The 24619-nt window shown below is 36.6% G+C and carries 25 protein-coding genes; 8 read left to right on the top strand and 17 right to left on the bottom strand.

Translation table 11 applies throughout. The annotated features are described in order from the left end of the window. Positions 1-110: 110 nt before the first annotated feature. Positions 111-2969 carry a sensor histidine kinase gene (locus tag IW16_RS19785; RefSeq protein WP_034748631.1) on the top strand — a complete coding sequence of 953 codons (2859 nt, stop codon included), beginning with the start codon at positions 111-113 and terminating at the stop codon, positions 2967-2969. Further along, positions 2938-3669, top strand: coding sequence for a LytR/AlgR family response regulator transcription factor (locus IW16_RS19780; RefSeq protein ID WP_034748628.1), 732 nt, complete (start codon positions 2938-2940; stop codon positions 3667-3669). The genes IW16_RS19785 and IW16_RS19780 overlap by 32 nt, the downstream gene beginning before the upstream one ends. A 26-nt stretch (positions 3670-3695) precedes the next feature. Here IW16_RS19780 and IW16_RS19775 read toward each other — a convergent pair whose 3' ends face one another. Beyond that, positions 3696-4232 (bottom strand): DUF2867 domain-containing protein, encoded by a 537-nt coding sequence (locus IW16_RS19775; protein ID WP_034748848.1) that lies wholly within the window; start codon positions 4230-4232, stop codon positions 3696-3698. A gap of 299 nt (positions 4233-4531) precedes the next feature. On the opposite strand from IW16_RS19775, the gene IW16_RS19770 reads away from it, so the two are divergent. Both IW16_RS19770 and IW16_RS19765 read left to right on the top strand, forming a co-directional pair. Next, positions 4532-5344, top strand: a complete 813-nt coding sequence (locus tag IW16_RS19770) for a hypothetical protein (protein WP_034748624.1) — start codon at positions 4532-4534, stop codon at positions 5342-5344. Between the two features lie 110 nt (positions 5345-5454). Further along, positions 5455-6603 carry a methionine aminotransferase gene (locus IW16_RS19765; RefSeq protein WP_034748845.1) on the top strand — a complete coding sequence of 383 codons (1149 nt, stop codon included), beginning with the start codon at positions 5455-5457 and terminating at the stop codon, positions 6601-6603. 4 nt (positions 6604-6607) lie between these two features. Here IW16_RS19765 and cls read toward each other — a convergent pair whose 3' ends face one another. From cls to IW16_RS19750, 3 genes are all read right to left on the bottom strand, one after another. Continuing rightward, positions 6608-8071 (bottom strand): cardiolipin synthase, encoded by a 1464-nt coding sequence (gene cls / locus IW16_RS19760; RefSeq protein WP_034748842.1) that lies wholly within the window; start codon positions 8069-8071, stop codon positions 6608-6610. Positions 8072-8250: 179 nt separating this feature from the next. Continuing rightward, positions 8251-9015 carry an SDR family NAD(P)-dependent oxidoreductase gene (locus IW16_RS19755; RefSeq protein WP_034748621.1) on the bottom strand — a complete coding sequence of 255 codons (765 nt, stop codon included), beginning with the start codon at positions 9013-9015 and terminating at the stop codon, positions 8251-8253. A gap of 98 nt (positions 9016-9113) precedes the next feature. Continuing rightward, on the bottom strand, positions 9114-10052 hold the full coding sequence (locus IW16_RS19750; protein WP_034748618.1) for a helix-turn-helix domain-containing protein: 939 nt from the start codon (positions 10050-10052) through the stop codon (positions 9114-9116). Positions 10053-10185: 133 nt separating this feature from the next. On the opposite strand from IW16_RS19750, the gene IW16_RS26380 reads away from it, so the two are divergent. The 4 genes from IW16_RS26380 to IW16_RS19745 all read left to right on the top strand — a co-directional run bounded on the left by IW16_RS26380 (position 10186) and on the right by IW16_RS19745 (position 11189). Then, entirely contained in the window at positions 10186-10347 is a 162-nt protein-coding gene (locus IW16_RS26380) for a bacteriocin (protein ID WP_117590667.1), read from the top strand. 191 nt (positions 10348-10538) lie between these two features. Further along, complete coding sequence (locus IW16_RS26375) at positions 10539-10736, top strand: bacteriocin (protein WP_073174502.1); 198 nt, start codon at positions 10539-10541, stop codon at positions 10734-10736. A 17-nt stretch (positions 10737-10753) separates the two neighbouring features. Continuing rightward, complete coding sequence (locus IW16_RS26370; protein ID WP_117590666.1) at positions 10754-10969, top strand: hypothetical protein; 216 nt, start codon at positions 10754-10756, stop codon at positions 10967-10969. Positions 10970-11021: 52 nt separating this feature from the next. After that, positions 11022-11189, top strand: a complete 168-nt coding sequence (locus IW16_RS19745) for a hypothetical protein (RefSeq protein ID WP_223878186.1) — start codon at positions 11022-11024, stop codon at positions 11187-11189. An 82-nt stretch (positions 11190-11271) separates the two neighbouring features. Here IW16_RS19745 and IW16_RS19740 read toward each other — a convergent pair whose 3' ends face one another. From IW16_RS19740 to IW16_RS19680, 13 genes are all read right to left on the bottom strand, one after another. After that, positions 11272-12348, bottom strand: a complete 1077-nt coding sequence (locus IW16_RS19740) for a hypothetical protein (protein ID WP_034748612.1) — start codon at positions 12346-12348, stop codon at positions 11272-11274. An 84-nt stretch (positions 12349-12432) separates the two neighbouring features. After that, positions 12433-13524 (bottom strand): redox-regulated ATPase YchF, encoded by a 1092-nt coding sequence (ychF, locus tag IW16_RS19735; protein ID WP_034748608.1) that lies wholly within the window; start codon positions 13522-13524, stop codon positions 12433-12435. A gap of 195 nt (positions 13525-13719) precedes the next feature. Then, positions 13720-14271, bottom strand: coding sequence for a ferritin (locus IW16_RS19730; protein ID WP_034748604.1), 552 nt, complete (start codon positions 14269-14271; stop codon positions 13720-13722). 359 nt (positions 14272-14630) lie between these two features. Then, positions 14631-16241 carry a glycoside hydrolase family 10 protein gene (locus tag IW16_RS19725; RefSeq protein WP_034748602.1) on the bottom strand — a complete coding sequence of 537 codons (1611 nt, stop codon included), beginning with the start codon at positions 16239-16241 and terminating at the stop codon, positions 14631-14633. A 152-nt stretch (positions 16242-16393) separates the two neighbouring features. Further along, entirely contained in the window at positions 16394-17806 is a 1413-nt protein-coding gene (locus tag IW16_RS19720; protein WP_051890498.1) for an MFS transporter, read from the bottom strand. Between the two features lie 35 nt (positions 17807-17841). Beyond that, positions 17842-19167: a DcaP family trimeric outer membrane transporter gene (locus tag IW16_RS19715; protein WP_034748599.1), complete on the bottom strand. Its 1326-nt coding sequence runs from the start codon at positions 19165-19167 to the stop codon at positions 17842-17844. 259 nt (positions 19168-19426) lie between these two features. Then, the gene (gene typA / locus IW16_RS19710) at positions 19427-21232 is read right to left on the bottom strand and encodes a translational GTPase TypA (RefSeq protein WP_034748596.1); all 1806 of its coding nucleotides are present in this window, start codon (positions 21230-21232) and stop codon (positions 19427-19429) included. Positions 21233-21411: 179 nt separating this feature from the next. Next, positions 21412-21681 carry a DUF1294 domain-containing protein gene (locus IW16_RS19705; protein WP_034748836.1) on the bottom strand — a complete coding sequence of 90 codons (270 nt, stop codon included), beginning with the start codon at positions 21679-21681 and terminating at the stop codon, positions 21412-21414. 115 nt (positions 21682-21796) lie between these two features. Continuing rightward, positions 21797-22474, bottom strand: coding sequence for a YceI family protein (locus IW16_RS19700; RefSeq protein WP_034748593.1), 678 nt, complete (start codon positions 22472-22474; stop codon positions 21797-21799). Between the two features lie 530 nt (positions 22475-23004). Beyond that, positions 23005-23343: a CRISPR-associated endonuclease Cas2 gene (gene cas2 / locus IW16_RS19695; RefSeq protein WP_034678328.1), complete on the bottom strand. Its 339-nt coding sequence runs from the start codon at positions 23341-23343 to the stop codon at positions 23005-23007. Continuing rightward, positions 23340-24233 (bottom strand): type II CRISPR-associated endonuclease Cas1, encoded by an 894-nt coding sequence (cas1, locus tag IW16_RS19690; RefSeq protein ID WP_034748590.1) that lies wholly within the window; start codon positions 24231-24233, stop codon positions 23340-23342. The genes cas2 and cas1 overlap by 4 nt, the downstream gene beginning before the upstream one ends. Positions 24234-24238: 5 nt before the next feature. Continuing rightward, entirely contained in the window at positions 24239-24436 is a 198-nt protein-coding gene (locus tag IW16_RS27010; RefSeq protein ID WP_034748587.1) for a hypothetical protein, read from the bottom strand. 25 nt (positions 24437-24461) lie between these two features. Next, positions 24462-24587: a hypothetical protein gene (locus tag IW16_RS19680; RefSeq protein WP_262485519.1), complete on the bottom strand. Its 126-nt coding sequence runs from the start codon at positions 24585-24587 to the stop codon at positions 24462-24464. Positions 24588-24619 lie beyond the last annotated feature (32 nt).

Here is a 24619-nt window from a genome sequence, read left to right as displayed (position 1 = left end):
AATTATATATTTACCATATTATTCAATATCATGTGAAAAAAATAACTCTTTTACAATTATTTTATTTCATTTTGCTGTCTCCATCATTATTTTTTGCACAAATTCCCGGAATGGTCAATTATAATGAAGAGGATGGCCTGAATAATTCATATACCTATTCGCTGAATCAGGATAGAAACGGATTTCTTTGGATAGGAAGTAATAATGGAATGTTCCGGTTTGACGGAAAGGAATTTAAACAGTTCAGCAACAAAAATGGTTTAAAAAATATAGATGTCCTGTCCTGCATACCTCTGCCTAACGGAGAAATCTTTGTGGCACCTTTTCTGAATGATTTTGCTTATCTGAAAAACGGGAAGATCATCAACTCTGATTCCAACAGCGAACTGAAAAAAATGTCGTTCAAGCATAATCCGGGTTATTACATTGATGGAAGTTCGCTTTACCTGCATTCCAGCTATAATCCTGCCAATATTTATATGTACAGGGATGAAAAAGTGAACAGGATTCCTTTGGCTGTTAAAACCGACAGCTCAGATGTTTATTATGTTTTCGGGCTCAGCATGTCCGACAAGATGCTGTATTTGTCCAATCAGGAAAGGAAAGAAAATATTCAGGCTTATAACATTACCACTAAAAAGAAAACGGCCTGCAATATTTTGGTTGATAAAAACACATCCATCTTCAGAAAGCAGGACATTTTTGTTTTCAAAAACAAAAGAACCATTGACATTTATAAACTTTACAATAAATTCTTCTTTAAGAAAATCAAAAGTTACACCACCCAGGAAGATATTCACCTTATTGTCCTGGACAATAATTACAGACTGTGGCTGTGTCTGGAAGAAGGAGGCGTGCTGTATTTTAAACAGCCGGTTGTGGAAAACAGTGAACTTTCCAATCCTGTAAAAATGATGGAAAGCTACATCATCAATGATGTTCTTGTTGATAAAGATAACAATACCTGGTTTTCTACCCGTAACAATGGGCTTTTCTTTATTGCTGACCGTTTTTTTAAAAACTATATCCAGCTTCCTATCAAAAATAATTCCTCCTACATTACGGCCATTGCCAAAAATGAGCGGGGGATCTATCTGGGCTACAACGAAGCAAGAAGCGGTATCTACCGTAATGGAAAGGTAACTGACCTTGTTTTTGAAAAAAATATTAAGACAGAGCATAAAGCCATTTTTTCTGAAGGAAATACAGTGATATTCGGACTTACCTGGAATCTTTTCCAGTACAACACTAAACTCAAAGACAAAAAAGTATTTAAAGGTTTTGTTTTGAAAAACATTGTGCCCTACTACCCTGGAGCGATTCTTCTCTGTACCTCTGACGGACTCATCGAATACAATTACCATAAAGCTCTTTTTAGGGATGTCCTCAGTAAAGAAAGAATTTATACAGCGCTTCCTTATGCAAAGGACAGCCTGTTTGCGGGAAATTTTAAAGATCTTTACAAAGTAAATACGGTCACAAAAAGGAAAACTTTATTCCTTGAAGGATATTATTTTACTGATGTTAAGCAACTCAGTCATCATCTGTATGCCGGAGCAACCAATCTCAATGGGATCATCCTTTTTGACAACTCAAAAGTGATCAGAAAAATTACAGAAAATATGGGTTTGCCTACTGGCCAGATTAAAAAGCTGGAAATTGAAAGCAGCAATGTATTCTGGGCAAGTACGAATTACGGACTGAGCAGAATTGAGCTAAAAGGACCGGATATACAGATCAATAATTTCACCCAGACCGACGGTCTGCCATCAAATGTCGTGGCCGGATGCACCATATCAGGGGACACAATTTATATAGGAACGTCAAAAGGACTGGGAATTCTTTCCATTAAAAATCTGATGAGCCAGAAGAAATTCATCAACAAAAAAGTGATCATCAATTCTGTAGTGGTTGGGGGAAAAGAAATTTTTGACACTCGTCAGCCCTTAACAGGTCAGACACCCGATAACAATATTATATTCAATGTCAGCTTTCCGGATTTTTCATCGCAGGGAAAGATAAGCTACCGTTATAAAATTGAGGGGCTCAGCGACGGCTGGCAGACCGGCAATTCCCAAAAGATCAGTTTCTATGCTCTGCCACCAGGCAGTTATACATTTAAAATTTTTGGGATCGGCTACAACGGAAAACGGTCTTATTCGTTTACGGAAGTCCACTTTGAGATCATTCCAAAATTCTGGCAGACCTGGTGGTTCAAGCTGATAATGATCGGCCTTGGTACTGCTTCCCTGTTTATTCTTATCACTGCTTATTTCCAGAAAAAAAGAAATAAAAAACTGGAAACACTTTATTACGAAAAAAAGATTGCCGAGCTGGAACTTCAGGCCATTAAAGCACAGATTAATCCGCATTTTATCTACAACTGTCTTAATTCTATCCAGTTTTTGCTGTACAAAAAAGATTATCTCGAAACGGAAAATTACCTGGAAACATTCGCTCAGATGATCAGAAAAACACTGCATTATTCTGAGAAAACATTTATGCCGATCAAAGAAGAAACTGAATATCTGTCTTTATATCTGGATATGGAGAAACTCAGACTCAAAGATTTATTTGAGTATTCGATTACTATATCAAAAAATGTTAATGAAAACTGGGTAGTCCCTTCCCTCTTGATCCAGCCTTTTGTTGAAAATGCCATAAAACATGGAATCACCGGGTTAAGGGACAGAAAAGGAAATATACAGATTACATTTGATCATACCGGAACTTCTTTGTGTGTCATCATTGAAGATAACGGGATAGGTATAGGCAGTGGAAAAAAGATCAGTGCAGATTCTTTCGGAGTAAAATTATCTCAGAAAAGAATTGAAACATTCAGGCAGCTTTTTGAGACTCATATCATACTGGAGATCTGTGATCTGTATGAAAAGGAACAAAGGCCGGGAACCCAAATCAAACTTTATATAAAACCCTATGAAAACCAAAATACAAGCATGCATCATTGATGATGAGCAGGACGGAAGAGACTATATCGCTCTTCTATTGGACAACGAATTTACTGATATCCATACCGCATTTCAGGCATCAAGCGTGGAGGAAGCCTATATTTATCTTTCCAAAAACACACCGGACATTATTTTCCTGGATGTACAGCTGAAAGACGGAACTGCTTTCGATCTTCTTTCAAAGTTCAGAGAGATCGATTCCAGGATTATTTTCATTACTGCATATGAAAATTTTGCCATTCAGGCGATCAAAAGCAGTGCGGCAGATTATTTACTGAAACCAATCAGGAAAATGGATTTCATTGTTGCGGTCAATAAAGTTTTGGAAAGCATCAAAAAAAGCAAAAGCTCGTCAAGTATTTCTTCTAATGAGAATAAGATCAGCCTCCCCACCCTGCAGGGTTTCAAATTAACCAATATCAGTGATATTATACGCTGTGAAGCAGATTCCAGCTATACCACATTTTTTCTTACTGATAAAACCAAGATCATTGTCTCCAAAACACTTCATGAATTTGAAGAACATCTTACTAAATATAATTTTTTCAGAATCCATCACAAACACCTGATCAATCTCTTTCATCTGAAAGAATACATCAAGGGTAAAGGCGGACAAGTGATCATGGCAGACCAATCTGTTCTCGATGTTTCAGTCCGTAAAAAGAACGATTTCCTGCAGAAGATTGAAAATCTCGACTGAAGAACGATGTACGCTGTCTTCCTGTTTTATAATCTGCTTTCCAATTTTCCAATCATTTTTTTCAGCATAACAGGGACAATGAGCTGGTGAAAAGGACGTACCGGCAGGAAATACAGTATTCCCATCCAGTTATGGTATTTTACGGTCGTTGAAATCGTCAGAAAGTTTCCTTTATTACCAGATGCTTTGTCATACAGAATAGATACTCTGAAATCAAGGTGCTTATCATTCTCTCCCAGGATAATTTCATTATTGGTTTGGTCAAATACTTTAAAAATTCCGACCTGCTCACCTACTTTAAGGTTAAAATTATCTGATGTGAGAGGCTTGCTGTTGTCTGTTCCGGTTTTCAGTCCAAACATTTTAACAATATTGTTTCTGAAAGCAAACATTTTCTTTCCCCATTGAGGGGTACTGGTGAAAAAGGCCTTGCTTATTTCTGCTGTACTGATGTTTCCCTGATTATCCAATACTTCTCCCTGAAAACTGTCTGTGTAATCGAATCCTGTTTCTTCCCGGGATAAGACAGATCCTTCTGGAAATTTAGTTTTTGTAATCTTCATGGTATTAGATTTTAAGTTTATTTTATTCTTATCATAACAAATGTAGGTGCCTTTGTCCAGAAAAGAAGTGAGTTTTCTCAGCTTTCCCATAAAATACATTCTAGTTATCCGATTACCTGATCACAAAATGTTGCACTTAACTGCAATATCGCTACACTTATTAGAAAAATAACCACACTTACCAATTCACATAGTTGGGAATTTTTAAACCTCTTAATTTTATTCAAAACTAAATGCCGGACTGATCTGTCATTTTATCACTCGGCAACAAAAGTGAACCAACCATAAAACTATATACTATGAAACTCAAAAACATTGCAATTTTAGGATTGTCAGCAAGCATTTTCCTTTTATCAGGATGCCGCGACAGCAACGAACAACTTGGAGAACCAGAAACAGCTGCTTCTGTAACTGCTTTAAGTAAGTCTGATCCTTCTAATTTACCGGATGCACCACCGGAAATCAGAGAAGAATTTGCTCAGGATGGTATTGACATCGATAAAGTAAGGGTGGAATATTTTTCAGACGGCCAACAGGTTGATATGATCCCGGATCTGGAAGGTAAATTTCCGGTAGCTTCTCTGGTGAAAAATCCAGCCGATCAGTCTGCTTTAATCACAGTAAGGACTTTCTCGAATGAAGCAAAATACCTCCAGTACGGTGATCAAAACGGTTTAAAATTCCGTGAGACCAAAGCCTTTAACGAATCCATACAGAAGTATGCAGAAGTGAATGGCTTGGTTCAAATGGCCGAAGCCGGAGAACAGCTTCCTGATAGCTATTATGCTTTTGAAAATCAACAGTATCAGACTTATTTTGGAGCTTTCGCTCCGGGATGGCTGCAGGTATTTGACGATATTGTGCCGTATGGCTCCAACAAATACATTATGTCTCCGTTTGTTCCTACACTGGGATTCTGGTTTTTCAATAACTGGAACAATAAAATAGGATGTTACAAAAGACAACATATTTACATGGTGGAACATCTCTATGATAAAAAATTCTTCAGAGGCCATTTAGTATCTCTTTCCGGATGGGGAGGCTCTACAGTTATGTTCTGGGGAATCCTTGGCTATGTCAACAACAGAGTAGAATCTATGATACTCTTTTAAATAGAGCAAAATAAGTAGACGGCTGTTTCGTAAGAAACAGCCTTTTTTGTGGACTACTGTTTGATGATAGCAAAAAATAAATTAAATTGGGATCAACAAAATTGATCTTCATGATACAACTTCCTTTATCCAAGCTTTCTAATGTGGGAACTACCATTTTCAGTCAGATGACACAGCTGGCCAACGAAAATGAGGCGATTAATCTTTCTCAGGGGTTTCCTGATTTCATGCCGGATTCTGAACTGCTGGACCATGTAGAATACTTTATTAAAAAGGGGTTCAATCAATATGCTCCGCTGGGAGGAATGATGCCCTTAAAAGAAGAGATCGCCAGAAAAATTGAAAACAGCCATAAAGCTATTTATCACCCGGATTCTGAAATAACGGTTACCGCCGGAGGTACTCAGGCTATTTTCACGGCTATTGCAACTTTTGTAAAAAAAGACGATGAAGTCATCATTTTTGAGCCGGCTTATGATTGCTATGAGCCTACTGTCGAACTTTTCGGAGGAATTGTAAAACGTTTTGAAATGACAGCTCCGGATTACGAGATCGACTGGAATACAGTGAAAGCTCTGGTAAGTGATAAAACAAAAATGATCATTCTTAATAATCCCAATAACCCCTCCGGAAAAATCCTGAAGGAAAATGATCTGCAGGAATTGATCAACATCGTAAAAAGTACGTCTATTCTTATTCTCAGTGACGAAGTATATGAAAATATTGTATTTGACGGAAAACAGCATTTAAGCATCTGCCAGTATCCTGAACTTAAAGAGAGGAGTCTGCTTGTTGCCTCGTTTGGAAAACTTTTCCATGTCACAGGCTGGAAAACGGGCTATTGTGCAGCTCCTAAAAATCTTACCGATGAATTCAGGAAAGTACACCAGTTTAATGTTTTCTGTGTGAATACGCCTATACAGCTGGCTTTAGGGGAATATATGAAAAACGATGACCATTATAACTACCTCAATGATTTCTTTCAGGAAAAAAGAGATTTTCTAAGAAATGGTCTTGCCGGAACATCTTTTGGCCTTCTGGACTGTGAAGGGACTTATTTTCAGGCGCTTACCTATGATAAAATTTCCGATAAGAATGATTTTGATTTCGCATCTGAACTGACTATCAATCATAAAGTTGCCAGTGTTCCTTTTTCATCGTTTTATAAAAACAAAAGGAATGATCATGTCATCAGGTTATGTTTTGCAAAAAAACAGGAGACGTTAGAAAGAGCCATCGATCATCTCTCTAAATTATAAATCTTTATATTAAAGGAGAAAGCAGTCTGGCCAGATGTTCGAAGAAAACTTTGTATTTTGGCCTTTTTCTCCATGATACCAGAGAAATTTCTTCGCAGTCATTCATATCTTCATGAAACAGGTCCTGGAGTTTCTCATTGATTTTTTTGTCGAAAACCAGTGCATTGACTTCAAAATTCAGTTCCTGGCTTCTGACGTCCATATTCGCTGTTCCTACAGATGAAAAATTGTCATCGATAATCATTGTTTTAGCGTGTATAAACCCTTTTTTGTAAAAGAAAATCTTCACATTATTCTCCATAAGTTCTTCATAATAAGAATATGCAGCCGCATTTACTATGACGGAATCACCCGATTTAGGAACCATCAGCCTTACATCCACTCCGGAGACTGCTGCCTGTTTGATCGCATTCAGTACGGTTTCAACAGGAATAAAATAAGGTGTAACGATGTATATCCTTTTTTTAGCCGAAAGGACAGCTGATGAAGTACTCAGCATTATCGAAGGTTTGGTATCCGGTCCGCTGGCTGCAGTCTGAATCAATGAAGTACCGTCTTCCTTACTTTTTTTAAAATAAAGCTGGGAAATCTCAGGAACCTTCTCAGTTGCAAATATCCAGTTACTGAAAAATAAAAACTGAAAATAGAACGCTGCCTCTCCTTTCATGTACAGGTGAACATCTCTCCAGTATTGCTGAGGATTAGGATTTATATATTTATCGGAAACATTAATTCCTCCTGTAAAAACTTCTGCACCATCTACAATAATGATTTTCCTGTGATCCCTGTAATTGACTCTGTTTGCCAGAAGCCTGAAGGTGATCTTATTAACAGGAGAAACTTCTACTCCACCAGTCTTCAGCCTTTTTAAAAGCTTCTTTCCTATTTTCCCCGAGCCCATATCATCATAGAGAAAACGAATGATCACTCCTTCTCCTGCCTTTTTGATCAGGAGATCTGCAAGTCTGTTTCCTATTTCGTCATTATCGTAAATGTAATATTCCAGATGAATGTGATGAACCGCTTTTTCAAGAACTTCAAAAACTTTTTCAAATTTACCTTCTCCGTTGATGAGTACCTCCGCATGATTTCCCTGCGATAATGGAGAATGACCTGCATTATAAAGAAAATTAACCGTTGTCAAAAACTGATCTATCTCTTCGTTATGGTTTTCCAGTGTTTTGTAATGAGTTTCTTTTATATAAGCACTCACAGCCTCATAAACCTGTTCGTTCCGCTCTATTTTAAAAGTGTAAAATTTATTTTTTCTGTAGTTGACTCCAAAAACAAAGTAGATAATAATTCCAACCACCGGAAGAAAGATGATCAACATGATATAAGCCAGAGTCTTGCTTGTGTTTCTGGTATCCATGATAATTTTACCGGCAAGAAAAATAATGCCTATAAGATACAGGACTTCAAGTCCAACGAGGATATAGGGGAACTGGTCAAAAAAATCTTTAATCATATGCATGAACTTTCTGGATATTAAAGATAGGTAAAAAAGGAAGCTGATTCGATGATCATTGATTGGCAAATACAGCCAATTAAACTCTGAGATATTCCAGAACAACAAATAGTAAAGTATCTCTAAAAAAGAACCAGTCCATTGTTTGAACTGGTTGTATTTTTTTATTGAAGCTTATTCTATAAAAACATTCCTCCGGAAGCTTCTATTCTCTGACCTGTAATCCATCCTGCATCTTCTGTACACAGGAAAGCCACTACCCCTCCGATATCATCCGGAAGTCCGGCTCTTCCAAGTGCCGTAATACTGGAAATCATTGAGTTGACATTTTCATCATCTCTGGTTCTTCCCCCTCCGAAATCGGTTTCGATAGCTCCAGGTGCAATAACGTTGGCTTTGATTTTACGAGCCCCAAGTTCTTTTGCCATATATTTTGTAAGCATTTCTACACCGCCTTTCATGGAGCCATAAACGGAAGAACCCGGTAAGGCAAATCTGGCAAGACCTGAAGAAATATTAACAATTCCACCACCGTTATTGATGAATGGAAGCATTTTCTGAGTCAGAAAGAAAACTCCTTTAAAATGAACATTCACGATATCATCCAGCTGTTCTTCTGTCGTTTCTGCAATAGGAGCATATAAAGCTGTTCCGGCATTGTTGATAAGAAAATCGATATTCGAACTTCCTCTTTCACTTTCCAGATGATCGGTGATGTTTTTTACAAATGCATCAAAGCTTTTCACATCTCTGGTATCCAATTGGTAAGCAAAAGCATTCTGACCAATGGCCTTTATTTCACTGACTACAGCATCAGCCTCTTCTTTGCTGCTCTTATAAGTAATAATGACATCAAGTCCTTTTTGAGCGATCTTAAGGGCCGAATTTTTTCCAAGTCCGCGACTTCCGCCGGTTACCAGTGCTATTTTTGTTTTTGTATTCATCTTTTATATTATTATTTTAAATATTTAATGGTACAAAGTTGGAAAATTCTCCCGTGAGAGCAGTTGCCCGAATCAATCTGAAATTTGCACAATTCAAATCATGAACGGAATTCCATCGGGGTAAATGATGTTTTCCTTTTGAAAAAGTTGGAAAAATGAGCTATTTCCTCGAACCCTAATGCATAGGAAACCTCAGAAACGTTCCATTTTGTCTGTCTTAACAAAATCTTTGCTTCCTGAATCATACGGTCGGCAATAAATTCGGTGGTTGTTTTACCGGTACTTTCCTTTAGCTTTTTATTTAAATAATTGACATGAACAGCAAGGCGGTCAGCATAATCTTTCGCTGTTTTCAGCTGCAACCTCTGCTCTGAAGATTCTATTGGAAACTGCCTTTCCAAAAGTTCTATGAATAATGAAACGACCCTTAATGAAGCATCATTTGAAGCAGAAAGTTTTGCAGCAGGCTGTAATTTCTGTCCGTAATGAACCAGCTCCAGAACATAGTTTCTGATCAGGTCATATTTGAAAACGTAATCGGAAGCTATTTCTTTTTTTATCTTCGTAAACAGACCTTCTATTTCGTCAGCCAGGTCATCTTCAATTTCAAACAACGGAATATTTCCGGGCTGAAATATCGGCAGCTCTTCCAATGAAAACCGGGACTGTGCTTTAATAAAAAAATCTTCAGTAAATACACAAAAACTTCCTGATTGATCGGGATCTTCAGGAATCCAGTGATAAGGAACTTTGGGAGTAGCAAAGAGTAAGGCATTTTTTTTAATCGCGATAATTTTATCGGCATATTCTGCCCTGTTCCGACCTCTGATAAGACTGATCTTATAGTACTTTCTCCTGTTGTAAGGCATTTCTGAAGTCATCTTCACCTTTTCGATCGTCTGTCGGATATCAAATACATTAAAGTGTCCAATATCCTTATGCAGTCCTTTCGGAAAAATACTTTCCAGATCTTTTCCCAGCTTGGCAGTCATCTCTTTATAAAAATCTTCAAGGGAAGCATGAGCAATCTTTTCCATAACTGACGATTTGTAAAATTCAAATATACGAAGTTAGTGTTTTCAGAAAATGAAATAAAATGGAAATTTTAAAATGATATGCAGCTCTTATTTTTTATACCTTAGTTCAACTAAACATCAACCATATATCATTATGAAAAATCAAAATTTAGAAAAAGGTAAAAAATTAAACAAGAAAGAATTACGGACCATTACCGGTGGTTTAATGATGTGTCTCGACCCAAAAACCAACCAATGCAGAATCTTTTCAAAAGGCTGCGCCGATCCTCAATGCCGTCCGTCTATACTGGACTAACTTTAAAAATGAAATGCCATTCCCATAAGGAATGGTATTTTTTTGTGGTCTAAATCCAAAATTGATGTCATTACAGAATTCATATTTTAAAAGCATTTTCGTTGTTTATTTTAATTTTTATCAACACAAAGTGATATAATATCAATTATTTTCTCTACTTTAGTTAAACTAACTTATTAAAAATCAAAACAATGAAAAACCTATTCTTACAAAGCGGGAAAAAATTAAGCAAAAAAGAATTGAAAACTATCGCTGGAGGTATGCTGAACTGTGTACAGCCGGTTCTCTGCCCAACTCCAGTATGTGAGCCTTCTTCAGATCCATACGGATGTACTATCATCTCTAAAGCCTGCGCACAAAAAGAGTGCAGACCACAACCTCTGGTTTAAATCCAAAATTTACATTAATGAAAAATATACTATTAAAGAGCGGAAAAAAACTCAGCAAAAAAGAGCTAAGGACTATTGCTGGAGGTAAGCTCAACTGTATGACGCAGGAAACTCTGTGTACAAACCCTCCCTGCGAACAGATCCCTTTTGGGACATGTACTAAAATTTCCAAAAACTGCGCCCAGGCAGAATGTAGACCGGACTACAACGGAAAACTATCGTCATTAGTATAAATCATAAAAATCTAATTCCATGAAAAATCAAAAATTAATTACTGGAAAAAAGTTGAACAAAAAAGAATTAAAGACCATTCTTGGAGGCAGACTCGACTGTTATGCAGGCCCGTGTATGATGGGTCATCCATGCGAACAGATTCCGGCAGGAGTTTGTATTAAAATCGATGTAGGCTGTGCTCAGGAAGAATGCAGGCCACGCCCTGAACTCATAGATTAATACCTGATAAAGCAGTAAAAATACTACTTTCAGAAACCGCTCTTCCAGGCGGTTTCTATTTTCAGGAGTATTAACGATTGTTCTAAATAACCGTTTGTCCAACGATCTTTATCAGCCATTTACCATTTTTATATTGTACAGAATAATCATTGGTGTAACTGCTCCCAGCCTTATAAATATAAAATTGATCAGGATCTTTATTATCCTTTTTTATTTTTGAAATGCTTTCTCCTATTACATCTGTCATTTGAATGTAATAGGTCTGCTTCCTCTCATTTTCAGGGGCAAATAAGACTCTGGATTCAGGATCGATCTGGTGAAAATAATCACAATCACTCTTATAAACTTCAAAAAAATAGTGAAGCTTCTTAAAATTAAGGCTCTCCTGGTAATTTGGCAATAGCATTTCATACAGTTGGGTAAACTTGTTTTTCTCCGACTTATACATAGGATTCAAATCATCAAAATCGTTTATACCATCCCTATCTGTATCTTTACTGTTTGGATTGAGGCCAAAGCTGCTTTCAAATATATCGTTATAACCATCATGATCAGAATCTTTCATTAAATCTTTTAAACTGATTTTGAATAGCTTCCCGTCTTCAATAGCTGAATAATCATCATATCCGGGAAGTCCCGGAACTTTTACAATTTTCACCAAGCTTCCTTCAACCTGAAAAAAGTCGTTTTTTATTATAGGGTTATCCTGAATTTTATTAATATAATAATGACTGAAACTTATTCCCAAAAAATAAGCAAACGGTTTATTATCCTCGATTTTCAACAACCAATACCCTAAATTGTTTCTGCCCAGAGCATACAGGATATTGTTTGCCTGCTGTTTATCAGAAAATTCAAACTGATCTGAAAATTTTTCCTGAAACATTTTAAATTCTTCGGCGTGAGCCTTCCACTTTTTTTCACTTTGTGCAGTTTCATCATAAGTGTGCGCTTCAGTACTGTCTTTTTTAAATGTTCTGTATTCTTTCATATCTCTGATTTCGAGATAATCAGGTTTATCACTAAGAATTTGTTTCACGGAATAAGACTTTTTTTCCACATAGCTTTCAAATACATTGTCTGTAAGGAAGCATTTTTCTTCTGTATTTTTTGAACAGGAAATCAATAAAGTAAATATCAACAGATATACATATTTCATATAGCAAATTTGAAAGTCGTATACAAAAAACGCTCCAGAGAGTACCCTGAAGCGTTTTTCTTTATAACTAACTTTAATATATTCTTATACGTTGAATCTAAAGTGCATGATGTCTCCATCCTGAACGATGTACTCTTTTCCTTCCACAGAAAGTTTTCCGGCTTCTTTTATTTTCACTTCAGAACCGTAAGTAACATAGTCATTATACTTGATTACTTCTGCACGGATGAATCCTTTCTCAAAGTCTGTATGAATCACACCAGCTGCCTGTGGAGCTGTCCATCCCTGTCCGATAGTCCATGCTCTAACTTCTTTGACTCCGGCAGTAAAGTATGTCTGAAGTTTCAATAAATCGTATGCTTTTCTGATCAAACGGTTTACTCCAGGTTCTTCAAGACCTAATTCTTCAAGGAAGATTTCTCTTTCTTCAAATGTTTCCAGTTCATTGATGTCTGCTTCAATCTGCGCGGCTAATACGACAACCTCTGCTCCTTCATTTTTTGCCATCGTTTCGATCTTTCCTATCCATTCGTTTCCGTTTTTGATAGAGTTTTCGTCTACGTTACAAACATATAAAACCGGCTTTTTGGTTAAAAGCTGAATATCATCAATAATCGCCTGTGTCATATCATTTACAGGGAATTCTCTTGCATTTTTTCCATCCTCAATAAACTTCTCCAAGTTTTGAAGTGTCTCATATACCAGGATATCGTCCTTCTTTCCTGACTTGATGAATTTTTTAGCTTTTTCAACAGCTTTTCCTACTGTTTCAAGGTCCTTCAACTGTAGCTCGATGTCGATAATTTCTTTATCTCTCATCGGATCTACAGAACCTTCAACGTGGATGATATTTCCATTATCAAAGCATCTTAAAACATGGATAATTGCTTCACACTCCCTGATATTAGCCAGAAACTGGTTTCCTAATCCTTCTCCTTTGCTTGCCCCTTTTACAAGACCTGCAATGTCAACGATTTCAACTACCGCCGGTAATACTCTTTCAGGATTAACTAATTTTTCAAGTTCAAACAGTCTCTGATCCGGTACAGATACCGTTCCTAAGTTCGGTTCTATCGTACAGAAAGGATAGTTAGCTGATTGCGCTTTAGCATTGCTTAAGCAGTTAAAAAGAGTTGATTTACCTACATTCGGAAGGCCTACAATTCCACATTTCATATTGTAAAATTCAAAGTTTAATGTTCAATGATACTGTTTCAGGGTTCAAGGTCTTATGTTTTAAGTTTGTTTCTTATCAACTGGGACCATTGAACTTTCAGCCTGCAAAGATAGTGATTTTAAAGGGAGATTCATAATAAAAAAATCTGCCAGAATTCTGACAGATTTTAATGTTTCTTTTCTTCAATTTGCTTTCTATGGGTTGTCTCCGGTAGCATCCTGAGCCAGCGGAACGTCATTCGGGGCATCCTGTAATGTTTTATCTAAAGTAAATAAAGATTCGTCTGTTGCTCTGTCTCCTCCTGCAATTTTCAGTTTATCGATCAGGTTGGCAGCCAGCGTTTCTTCTTCGATCTGTTCCTGAACAAACCACTGCATGAAATTCCAGGTTGCCCAGTCTTTTTCTTCTAACGACATATCAACAATTTTATAAATCGCTGTTGTATTATCTACTTCATGCTTAAAGACACCGTCAAAACAGGCCGTTAAAGAATCCGGATCGGCAGGAGGGGCCGGAATGGTATCAACTTTCGGTTTTCCACCTCTATTTAAAAAATATTCCATGAATTTAATGGAATGGTTTCTTTCTTCCTGTGAATGTCTGTAAAGAAAATTGGCAATTCCCTGATATCCTTTGTCATCTGCCCATATTCCATACGATAGAAAAACATGAGATGCATGGATTTCTTTGTTCATCTGGTCGCTAAGTGCTTTTTCAATAGTTGGGGAAAGTCTGTTGGTATTCATAATGGTATATTTTTGTGATTACGCAAATAATCATGCAAAAATGAGTCCGATACAGTTTCCCATTTCATTCCATTGCCGGAAATACAAGTTACAAAATATTGATTATAAATAAATTAAGCAAGTAATTTATAGTTATTCTAAAATAAAAACAGTTCTTTTGGGGAACTGTTTTTTATTTTTTTTGCTAAATGTAAAGTTGCGATTTCTTTTATTCTTCGCACTTTCTCAGACTATAAAGATTTTATCTTTTATAAAATGGGCTCTCACACAATCCTTTTATCTCAAACTTTAACCTCTTTTATTGTCAAATTCAAAAAAAAAAAGAACATTAAACTTTTAGATTAATAGATTTTGAGCACCTATTTTACCTTCTTTGCCATATAATCACTTTCATTTCCTAGTCTATCCACTGCTTTTACAGCCACTGCGTTTAATCTTTTTCCGTCTTTAAATTTCGGAATATCCTTTGAAAGGGTATCCAAAGTCAGGATTTCTGTTTCCCAAACTCCATTATACTGGGTGAAAAGTACCCATTGAAATACATCTCCAATATTTTTGCTACTCCAGCTGGTTCTGGCAGAAGTTCCATTATCTGCAACAAATATCGTGGGAGTCTGCAAGGCAACCGTCTTGATCCATGGTGTTTTCGGAATTAATGCTTTTTCTCTGTATGGACCATTTACCAGAACAGGCAGCATATTAGGATTTTTTGTAAGTCCGGCAATACTCCAGTGAATTTCTCCGGCATCATTCTTTAAGATCTGTCTTGAAATTTCAATCTGATTTTTGATTTCCGTTGGGCGGTCTGATACTTTGATCTCAACCGTGTTAAGTCCCGGCCATAAATGGCGGTTCATGGTATTTTCGGATTTCCACCAGTTTAATAGTGCCTCAAAACCCTGCCCTTTTGAATCAATCGGCCAGTAAAGCTGTGGTGAAAAATAATCTACCCAGCCTTTGTTTAACCATAATTTAGCATCCGCATACAATTCGTCATATTGAGAGGATCCTACAATTCCTGCCGGATATCCTGGTTTCCAGATTCCAAACGGGCTAATTCCAAATCTTACATAATTTTTCTCAGCATGGATTTCTTTATAGATTCTCTCAACGAATTTATTGACGCTGTCTCTTCTCCAGTCTGCTCTGGATAATGTCCCCCCACTTCTCAGATATTCGTTCCAGCTTGCATTATCGGGAAAGTCAGCTCCTCTGTTATAGGTTGCATATGGGTAAAAATAGTCATCGAAATGAATTGCATCGATGTCATATCTTTTGACAATATCTTTTACGACATTGGAAACATGCCCTTGCGTTTTAGGATTAGCCGGATCAAACCAGTACATCCCGTTCTTAAGTTTAACAACAATATCGGAAAGTTTGTTTGCCATAGAAAGGCTGTTTACTGCACCTCCGTTTGAATGATGAGCTCTATAAGGATTTAGCCAGACATGTAACTCCAAGCCTCTTTTATGGGCTTCCTCAATCCAAAACTGAAGAGGATCATAATTCGGGTAGGGAGCAGTTCCCGTCTGCCCGGTCAGAAAATACGACCAGGGTTCTATATTACTCGTATACAGCGCATCTGCTGAAGGTCTTATCTGAAATATGGCTGCATTGAAGTTATTGTCTTTCAATATATCAAGCATGCTTATTGCCTCTGCTTTCTGCTGATCAACCGTCAAATTATTTCTTGATGGCCAGTTGATATTGGCTACACTTGCAATCCATGCACCACGAAACTCTCTTTTGACTTCCGGAAGAACAGTTCTGAAGTTTTCATCAGTGGGAGGTACTGTTGTTACAGGTTTTGCTGCGGTTGTAGTCTCTTTAGGCTTTGATATATTGCTGTTTGACTTTGTTGTACTTTTTGTCGTCGCTGTTTTTACGGTATTGCTCTGTACGGAGCAACTGGCATATGATGCAAAGACTCCGGTTAAAACAGTAAGCTTTATAATATTCATTCTCATCGTGTGCAACTACTTTTAATTTATTTTTGGGAGATTAAAATGCAAAACTAATGATATAAAGATTATTTATCCGAATTTGAAAAGTTATTTTTTTACTAAAAATAACTTTTCAAATAAAAATATCTGGACTGTTCAGGATGACTCTGTATTTTTTAAACTTTACCTGAATCAATCGTATGCAGCTGATTTTCACCAGCATCATCCTTATGATCTTCTGTAAGATCTGTCCGGTAGGTTTCAGGAATAAACAGGATATTGACAATAATCGCCAAGCCTACAAGAAATATCGGATAAATCAATCCGATAAAAGGAGCCAGTACAGCACTCACCATGAAAGAGGTCTTAATGAATTCTGTTACGAATGTTGTCGCACCACCTATAAAACCATTTCCCATATTCTGAGCAAAACCCATACTTGTATATCGTATTTTTGTTGGAAAGATTTCAAGCATAAATGCCCCAAGTGGACCATACGTAGCAGCTCCTGCTATAGAAAGCAGAAAACTCACTCCCATTATCTGTAAAACCGCTATATTACTTATCTCGTGTACTGTTGTAAGCCTATCCGGATTTCCTATTTCCATAAAAAGGTAAAAAGAAATTGGAATTAAGATGAGACTTGAAATTAACCCGCCAATCAAAACTTTTTTCCGCCCGATTCTATCGCTCAACGCACCAAAATACTGATAAAAGTAAGCACTAAAAAGTGTTACAACTCCAGTGATCATCAAAACTGTAGTTTCTTCCAGCTTTACTGCACGCTGCATAAAAAATAACGTCACAAAAAGACTGGTCTGCATGACTGAACTTTGCGCAGCATTACCTCCAAAAATAGCTTTTAGCATTGTCTTCACATTCCCTTTTGTCGTAAAAGCTTCTTTTACAGGTGATTTACTGGTTTTTCCTGCTTTTTTCAATTCTTCGAACACGGGACTTTCGTGAAGTTTTTTACGTATAATGTAACTTAAAATTACCAAAACAGAACTTAACAGGAATGGAATTCTCCAGCCGTAGCGGGTAAAATCTTCTTCACTCATACTATTTCTTGTAATAAAAATAACACTTAGGCAAATCAAAAGACCTATTGGAACAGTAGCCTGAATAAATCCCGTATAAAATCCTCTTCTATTCGTTGGAGCGTGTTCTGCTACATAAATGACGGCCCCTGCATATTCACCACTGATGGCCAGCCCCTGCATCAACCTGCAGATCAAAAGGAGAATTGGCGCAGCCCAGCCAATACTTGAAAAGCCGGGAATACACCCAATCAAAAATGTTGAAGCCCCCATTAAAATTAATGAAATGAGAAAAGAATACTTCCTTCCTATTCTATCTCCAATATTGCCGAATATAAGAGAACCAATGGGTCTGAACATAAATGATGATGCGACTACTGCAAGTGTTTCCAAAAAGTGTGAGCCCTCTGCGGGAAATAAATTAACAGCCAGAGAACCGGCAAGAATTATCGCAAGAAACATATCATACCATTCAATCAGAGTTCCTGCAGATGAAGCAATAATTACGGTCAGTATATTATTTTTTGGTTTTGTCTGTATTGTATCCATATTATTTTTTACTTAAGCTTTTTATTATTTTAATTTTAGAACATAAAAAAGGTCGCCAGATGAAATCGGTTATTTTTTGCGGTAAACTCATTTCCGATTCCTCTGCCGGTATTTTGGGCATCGCCCCAAACCGCCACTGTATTTTCAACTTCAAATCTTAACTTGATGGCATTGCTTAGGGACCAGTCTACACGTGGAACCATACGCCAGAGATGATCCACACTTCTTCCACCCTGAGTTGCCGAAACAGCCCCCCAGGATGAAGTCACTCCGTAACTTGCAGCAGCTCTTCCATCAATGGGATCATTTGTTCCCTGATTTTTCACTATTCCTGCAAAAAAACCAAATGTAACTTTCTTATTTGTCAGCTGTTGAAAATCGATCCATGCGCTTTGGGTATTCATTGTACGAAAAAGGTCTGCCTCGCCGGGTACCGAATATCCAACAAAGCCCCCCAGCATTACAAATGAAGCTGCATTCTGAGCCATCATGGCAGAGGCACTAATCATTAAGGGTTTAGTAATTATTCTGGCATAGGCCAGCGTACTAAAACTCTTTAACCTGTTGTTATTTACTACAGGAGATGTTCCTGAGGATAACTGAGGCCGAAGAACTTCATATTGCCCTGCTATACCTGCAACAAATTTTGGTGATTTATACTGAAACTGAAGATGAGAGGATGGCATACCGCTATCTCTGTAAGGAGAGGTATTGGGGGTGAAATCCCGTTGTGAATTAATGGCGGCAATTACTTTTAACCGATCAGTAATTTTTTGCGTGAGTCTTATCTGAGGATTTCTGTTAAGTGCAAAGATAGGAGAACCTGTACTGTAGTTGACCACATTGGGTAAGCAGTCTAAAATCACCAATGGATGCCAGTACTGCCCTATTCCCAACTGTGTTTTCTCCCAATCAAGAGTTATATAGGCGTGTCGAAGCCGCAGTTCATTGATCCCGGCTTCGGTAGAGCCAAAGAATTCAGCTTCTAATATTCCTGCCGTTTTCGCATGAAGTACGTCAGGTCCTTTTACATTGATTCCCACCCTTGAAATAACTGAAAGCATGTGAAATTTCGAAGCATTATTGACATCTTTTCCATTGACATCAAGGAGGCGGTCTCTTGGATATAAAGGGACTATATTTTCACCAGCACCTATATTTTGTCTGGTGTCATAAAATATATCATTTCTTATAAATCCATAAAAGTTCACTTTTACCCTGTCTTCTTTTACTTCTTTCGGAAGAGCGGATGGCTTTACAAATGACATAGTATCAGATTCTACCCTGGCATCGGCTTGAGCCGCTGTCTGAGCTGGGGATAATGTTCCCACAAGGGAAAATAGAAATAAAAATTTTCTCATTGTATGTTTATTTAAGTTCGTATCACTTGGTAACAAACATACAATTAATCTAAACACTAACAATCGTTAGTTAGTGTATTTTAATGAAATAAATAAATTATCCTAATTAAAACATCTAAAATAAAATAGATTATTTAAATAAATAACCAAAAAACACAAAATAATGTAAAAGTTAAATTTGTAATCTGAGAAAAGGGCTTCCTAAATAACAAAAAAAGCCCCGAAAATTCGGGGCTTTGATTTATATAGAAAAAAGTTATTAAGCTTTTCCTGATCTTTCTACTCTTTTTCTTTCTTCTTCAGAAAGAATTTTCTTTCTCATTCTGATGAAGTTTGGAGTTACCTCGATAGCTTCATCACCCTGGATATATTCCATACATTCTTCAAGAGAGAATAAGATTTTTGGAGCAACTCCAGTATCTTTATCTTTTCCGGAAGCACGCATGTTGTTCAACTGTTTTGCTTCAACGATGTTTACCACTAAGTCACCCGGCTTGTTTTGCTCACCGATCACCATACCTGCATAAATCTCCTCACCCGGATCCACATAGAACTTACCTCTATCCTGTAATTTAGCAATAGAATATTCTGTAGCCGGTCCTTGAGTTTTGCTGATCAATACACCATTACTTCTTCCAGGAATAGCTCCTTTGAAAGGCTTGTATTCTGTGAAACGGTGTGCCATAATAGCTTCCCCAGCTGTAGCTGTCAACATTTGAGAACGCAATCCGATCAAACCTCTTGAAGGAATTTCGAATTCCATATGCTGCATTTCACCTTTAGTTTCCATAATGTGAAGGTCACCTTTTCTCTGAGTAGCTAAGTCGATTACTCTTGAAGCATATTCTTCAGGAACGTCAACTACTAAAGATTCATAAGGCTCACATTTTTCTCCATCAATTTCTCTCAGGATAACCTGTGGCTGACCAATTGTCATTTCGTAACCTTCTCTTCTCATCGTTTCAATTAAAACTGACAAGTGAAGAATACCTCTACCGAATACCAGGAACGTGTTTGCATCATCAGTTTGTTCAACTCTTAATGCTAAGTTTTTCTCTAATTCTTTTGTTAATCTTTCTTTCAGGTGGTTAGAAGTTACATATTTACCGTCTTTACCGAAGAAAGGTGAATTGTTGATAGAGAATGTCATGTTCAATGTAGGCTCATCAATTGCAGTTCTTGGCAATGGTTCAGGATTTTCAAGATCTACGAATGAATCTCCGATCTGGAAAGCATCAAAACCTACAACAGCACAGATATCACCTGCTTTTACTTCTGTAACTTTTTTCTTACCTAATCCTTCAAAAACGTAAAGTTCTTTTACTTTTCCTTTTAAAACTTTACCGTCTGCCTGAGCAAGACCAATCCACTGAGATTCTTTGATCTCACCTCTGATCACTTTTCCGATCGCAATTCTTCCTAAGAAAGAAGAGAAATCCAGAGAAACAATCTGCATCTGTAAGTTTCCTTCTTCAACTTTAGGTTCCGGAACGTACTGTAAGATACCATCTAATAATGGGAAAATATTGTCTGTCTGCTCTAATGAAGTATTGAACCAACCTTGTTTAGATGAACCATAGAACGTTGGGAAATCCAATTGTGCTTCGGTAGCTTCAAGGTTAAAGAACAGATCAAATACCTGGTCATGAACTTCGTCAGGACGACAGTTTGGTTTATCAACTTTATTGATAACAACCAATGGTCTTAATCCTAATTCCAAAGCTTTCTGAAGTACAAATCTTGTTTGAGGCATTGGCCCTTCAAAGGCATCCACCAATAAGATTACTCCATCCGCCATTTTTAAAACTCTCTCTACTTCCCCACCAAAATCGGCGTGACCGGGAGTATCGATTACATTAATTTTAACGTCTTTATAAGTAACAGAAATATTTTTAGATAAAATGGTAATACCTCTTTCTCTTTCAAGATCGTTATTATCCATTATTAATTCTCCACTTTCCTGATTTTCTCTGAAAATGTTTGTAGCATGAATAATCTTGTCAACCAAAGTCGTCTTCCCGTGGTCAACGTGTGCGATAATCGCAATATTTCTAATGTTTTGCATGAATGATTTTTACGGGTGCAAAAATAGTGATTTCTAATGAATAATAAGCAAGAATATAAATTAATTAACAATTTCATAATGAGTGTGTTTACCACTCTGCCCTGTTAAAGCTTTAAAATTGAATCTTTTATCAATCTATTTAAATTGAAGATTAAGAAGCTACCATTAGGTTTTCATGATTAATCCATCCAATATTTTACAAAAAAACAGATGCCTAATGCCTGAATCAAAATAATTCCCGCAAACTTCAGCAAAAAAGATTTTTTTGAAATTTTATGCCTGAACAGCAGCATTCCCAGACCAGCTCCTGCTGTGCCTCCAATAAAAGTTAATCCTAGAAGCGTATTTTCTGGAATTCTTCTTTTATGCCTGACAGCAAGTCTTTTATCCCATCCAAAATTAATAAAAGTAAGCAGGTTGATGATCAGGAGAACATATATCATTATCATAGGTGCAAAAGTAATGAATTGTGAGCTGCCTGATGTACTCAAAAACCATTTACATTCCATAAAAAAAGCTGCTTTTATAAAAAAGCAGCTCTACGGTATGTATTGTATCTAACAATTATTTTTTAGCCTTTACATCCACTGCAATCTCGATGTCTTTGCTGATCATCCATTCTGCAGGATCTGATTCTGAAGTACCAAATTTGATTCCCCAATCTGCTCTGTTTACTGTAAATTTAGCATTCACAGCAGCTGAATTATCTGTTACATCCACTTTAGCAGGGAACGTTACATTCATTGTTTTTCCCAGTAAAGTAAGATTACCGCTTACCGTTTTATTAGCTCCAGCTATTGCATCTGCCGGTGCTTCTTTTAAGTCTGCCACGCTTGTGATTTTAAAATCAGAAACAGGGTTTTTCTCCACGTTGAAGAAATCCTGATTTTTCAAGTGTGCTTCTAAATCTGCTGGTTTTTTATCTTTTTCTGTTACAGAAGCAGGATCAACTTTGATAGAGTTCATATCAATCACAAAATTTCCGGCAGTCAGCTGACCTCCTTCAATGCTAAGATCTCCCGACTTTACGTTAAGCGTTCCCCAACGAGGAGCCATACCTCCTTTGTGAAAAGCTTTCCAGTTTACCACAGAAGTCGCTACATCAACCGGCAAAACTTCACCTTTACTTTCAGCTACTTTCTGTTCTGTAGCCGTAGCCGCAGTCTGTGCTGATTTGTCTTTATTACATGATGCTGCAAGCAATCCAATTCCTACTAATGCAATTACACTAAGTTTTTTCATATTGTTTGTTGTTTAGAAAAATTTAATTAAAATCTTAAATTTAAGTTTCAAAAATATAAAAACCATATTAATTATCATCTTAACATACATCAAGAAATGAAAATTTTTATTTAAAATCTTTAATTACAGAAGAAAAAACACGAAGTTGTTGGGGGCTAAAAATATCTTTCTCAACAGAAAAATTGTCTGTTAAAAGCTTTTTAAGATTATTCTATTTTTTGAAATAAATTAAATATTGACTATAAAAATTTAAAGGGAATAATTGAAAAAGGTATAGTGTAAGGTTGAGACTCCCAGATGCAGACACTGAAATGCAGTAATCAAAATAAGAAAATACTTCTGTTAATAATTTATGGATTTCTTTCAAAAATTATTATCTTAGTGATTGATCACAGCTAACGGTATTGAAACGGCAAGAGGTTGGATGTTGTGAATTGCTTTCAAAAATTATTATCTTCGTGATTAGTCACAGCCTCAAAAAACAATCTACTGAAAACCAGCAGATTGTTTTTATTTTTAGGATTCAAAATTTAGAATAATTCAAGCTGTTGAAAAGTTGGAGGTGGTTCTTCTTTATTTCTGGCAAAGAATATTTCAATATCTCCAAACTGCTTATCAGTGATACACATAATTGCTACTTTTCCGGCTTTTGGAAGCATAAACTTCACTCTTTTAATATGAACTTCCGCATTTTCACGACTTGGGCAATGTCTTACATACATTGAAAACTGAAATAAAGTAAAACCATCATCAAGCAGAGATTTACGAAAGCGGTTGGCATCTTTCATATTGGCTTTAGTCTCTGTCGGTAAATCATATAATACTAAAACCCACATAATCCGGTAAGCATTAAACCTTTCGGCATTCATATCATTTCAGGATAAGAGATCAGTCGTTTTTCTCCTGTATAACATTTATACAGTGATGTCGCCGTTGTTTTCACCGCAACCAATAAAGGTCTTGTTTTATCGTCTATTCTTACATCTTTGGTCGCAATCTGTAAAATGAAAGCTTTAAATTCTTTAGTCAATTCTTCAGTTTCTGAGTTGATTGCAAGCCATTGCATTACTAATAAATCGATAAAAGGGCGATAAGGTTCCATCAGATCGTCGGCCAGACAGTAAGGGTTGTATTTATTCTTATGGAAAATTCCAAGGACAGGAAGTAATCCGGTCTCAACAATTGATCTTGCTACAATACTTCTGAGAACCGAATACCCGAAATTGAAAAACTGATTGGGCGAATCTCCAAAACGCTGTCTCAGAAAATCCAGACTGATGAGATACTTCCAATAATGTTGAGCTGCGATGCCTTCCATATTCGTAATATCACCGCTTTTCACATTATTCTGATAATCAATCATTGGTTCATAATAATTCCCGAACCGTTTTAAAACTTCTTTTTGGTTTTCAATTTTAGATTCCACGGTTTGTTTCCAAAGTTGTTTTTTGAGTGGCTCACTGGCTTCTAATTGGTCTTTTATCCGATCAGAATGCTCAGTATGCCCATACAACGGAAGCATAATTCCATGTGGTAGATGATGGCCGTCACAACTGACCACAACCACATTATTTCCCATCATTTTTTGGATCAATTGATGTGATATGGTAATCTGAAAATGATCCAACATGAGCAACCCCAAATCTTCCACCGGAACTTTACCTTTCACTTCTTTAGTGGAAGGTTCTAAAATATACATTTGCTCGTCTTTGAGCTTAAGATAAGCAGGATTGCCGATGTAGATTGAGCGGGTGATCATAATTATTATTCTCCTATTTTGGTAATTTCTCCTAAATGATTCAATCTGACTTTTATTGGATTTAAAGAAAACAAAGAGCTCAAACTTCTAATATTATAAAGTCTTTTACTTTCTTTAGCACCATCGGTTTTCTTTAAATCAGAATTTTTAGTTTCTAAATGATGCCTAAACCAATAATTATTTTCAGAAATACTCCATACCAAATACAAATATTTACTTAGAGGCTGTTTAAATTTTATTGAGTAATAATTTTATGGCAGATAATTTGACCATGTTTTCAGAACTTTCCATTAGAAGTTCATAATTCCTGCATAATCTTCTATCATTATCAAACCAAGAAAAAGTACGTTCTATAATCCATCGTTTATGAATGGGCTCAAATTCTC

Source organism: Chryseobacterium vrystaatense (assembly GCF_000737765.1).
Taxonomy (GTDB): Bacteria; Bacteroidota; Bacteroidia; order Flavobacteriales; family Weeksellaceae; genus Chryseobacterium; species Chryseobacterium vrystaatense.
Note: the sequence above shows the minus strand (reverse complement) of the source record. Positions and strands in the feature narration are given on the sequence as shown.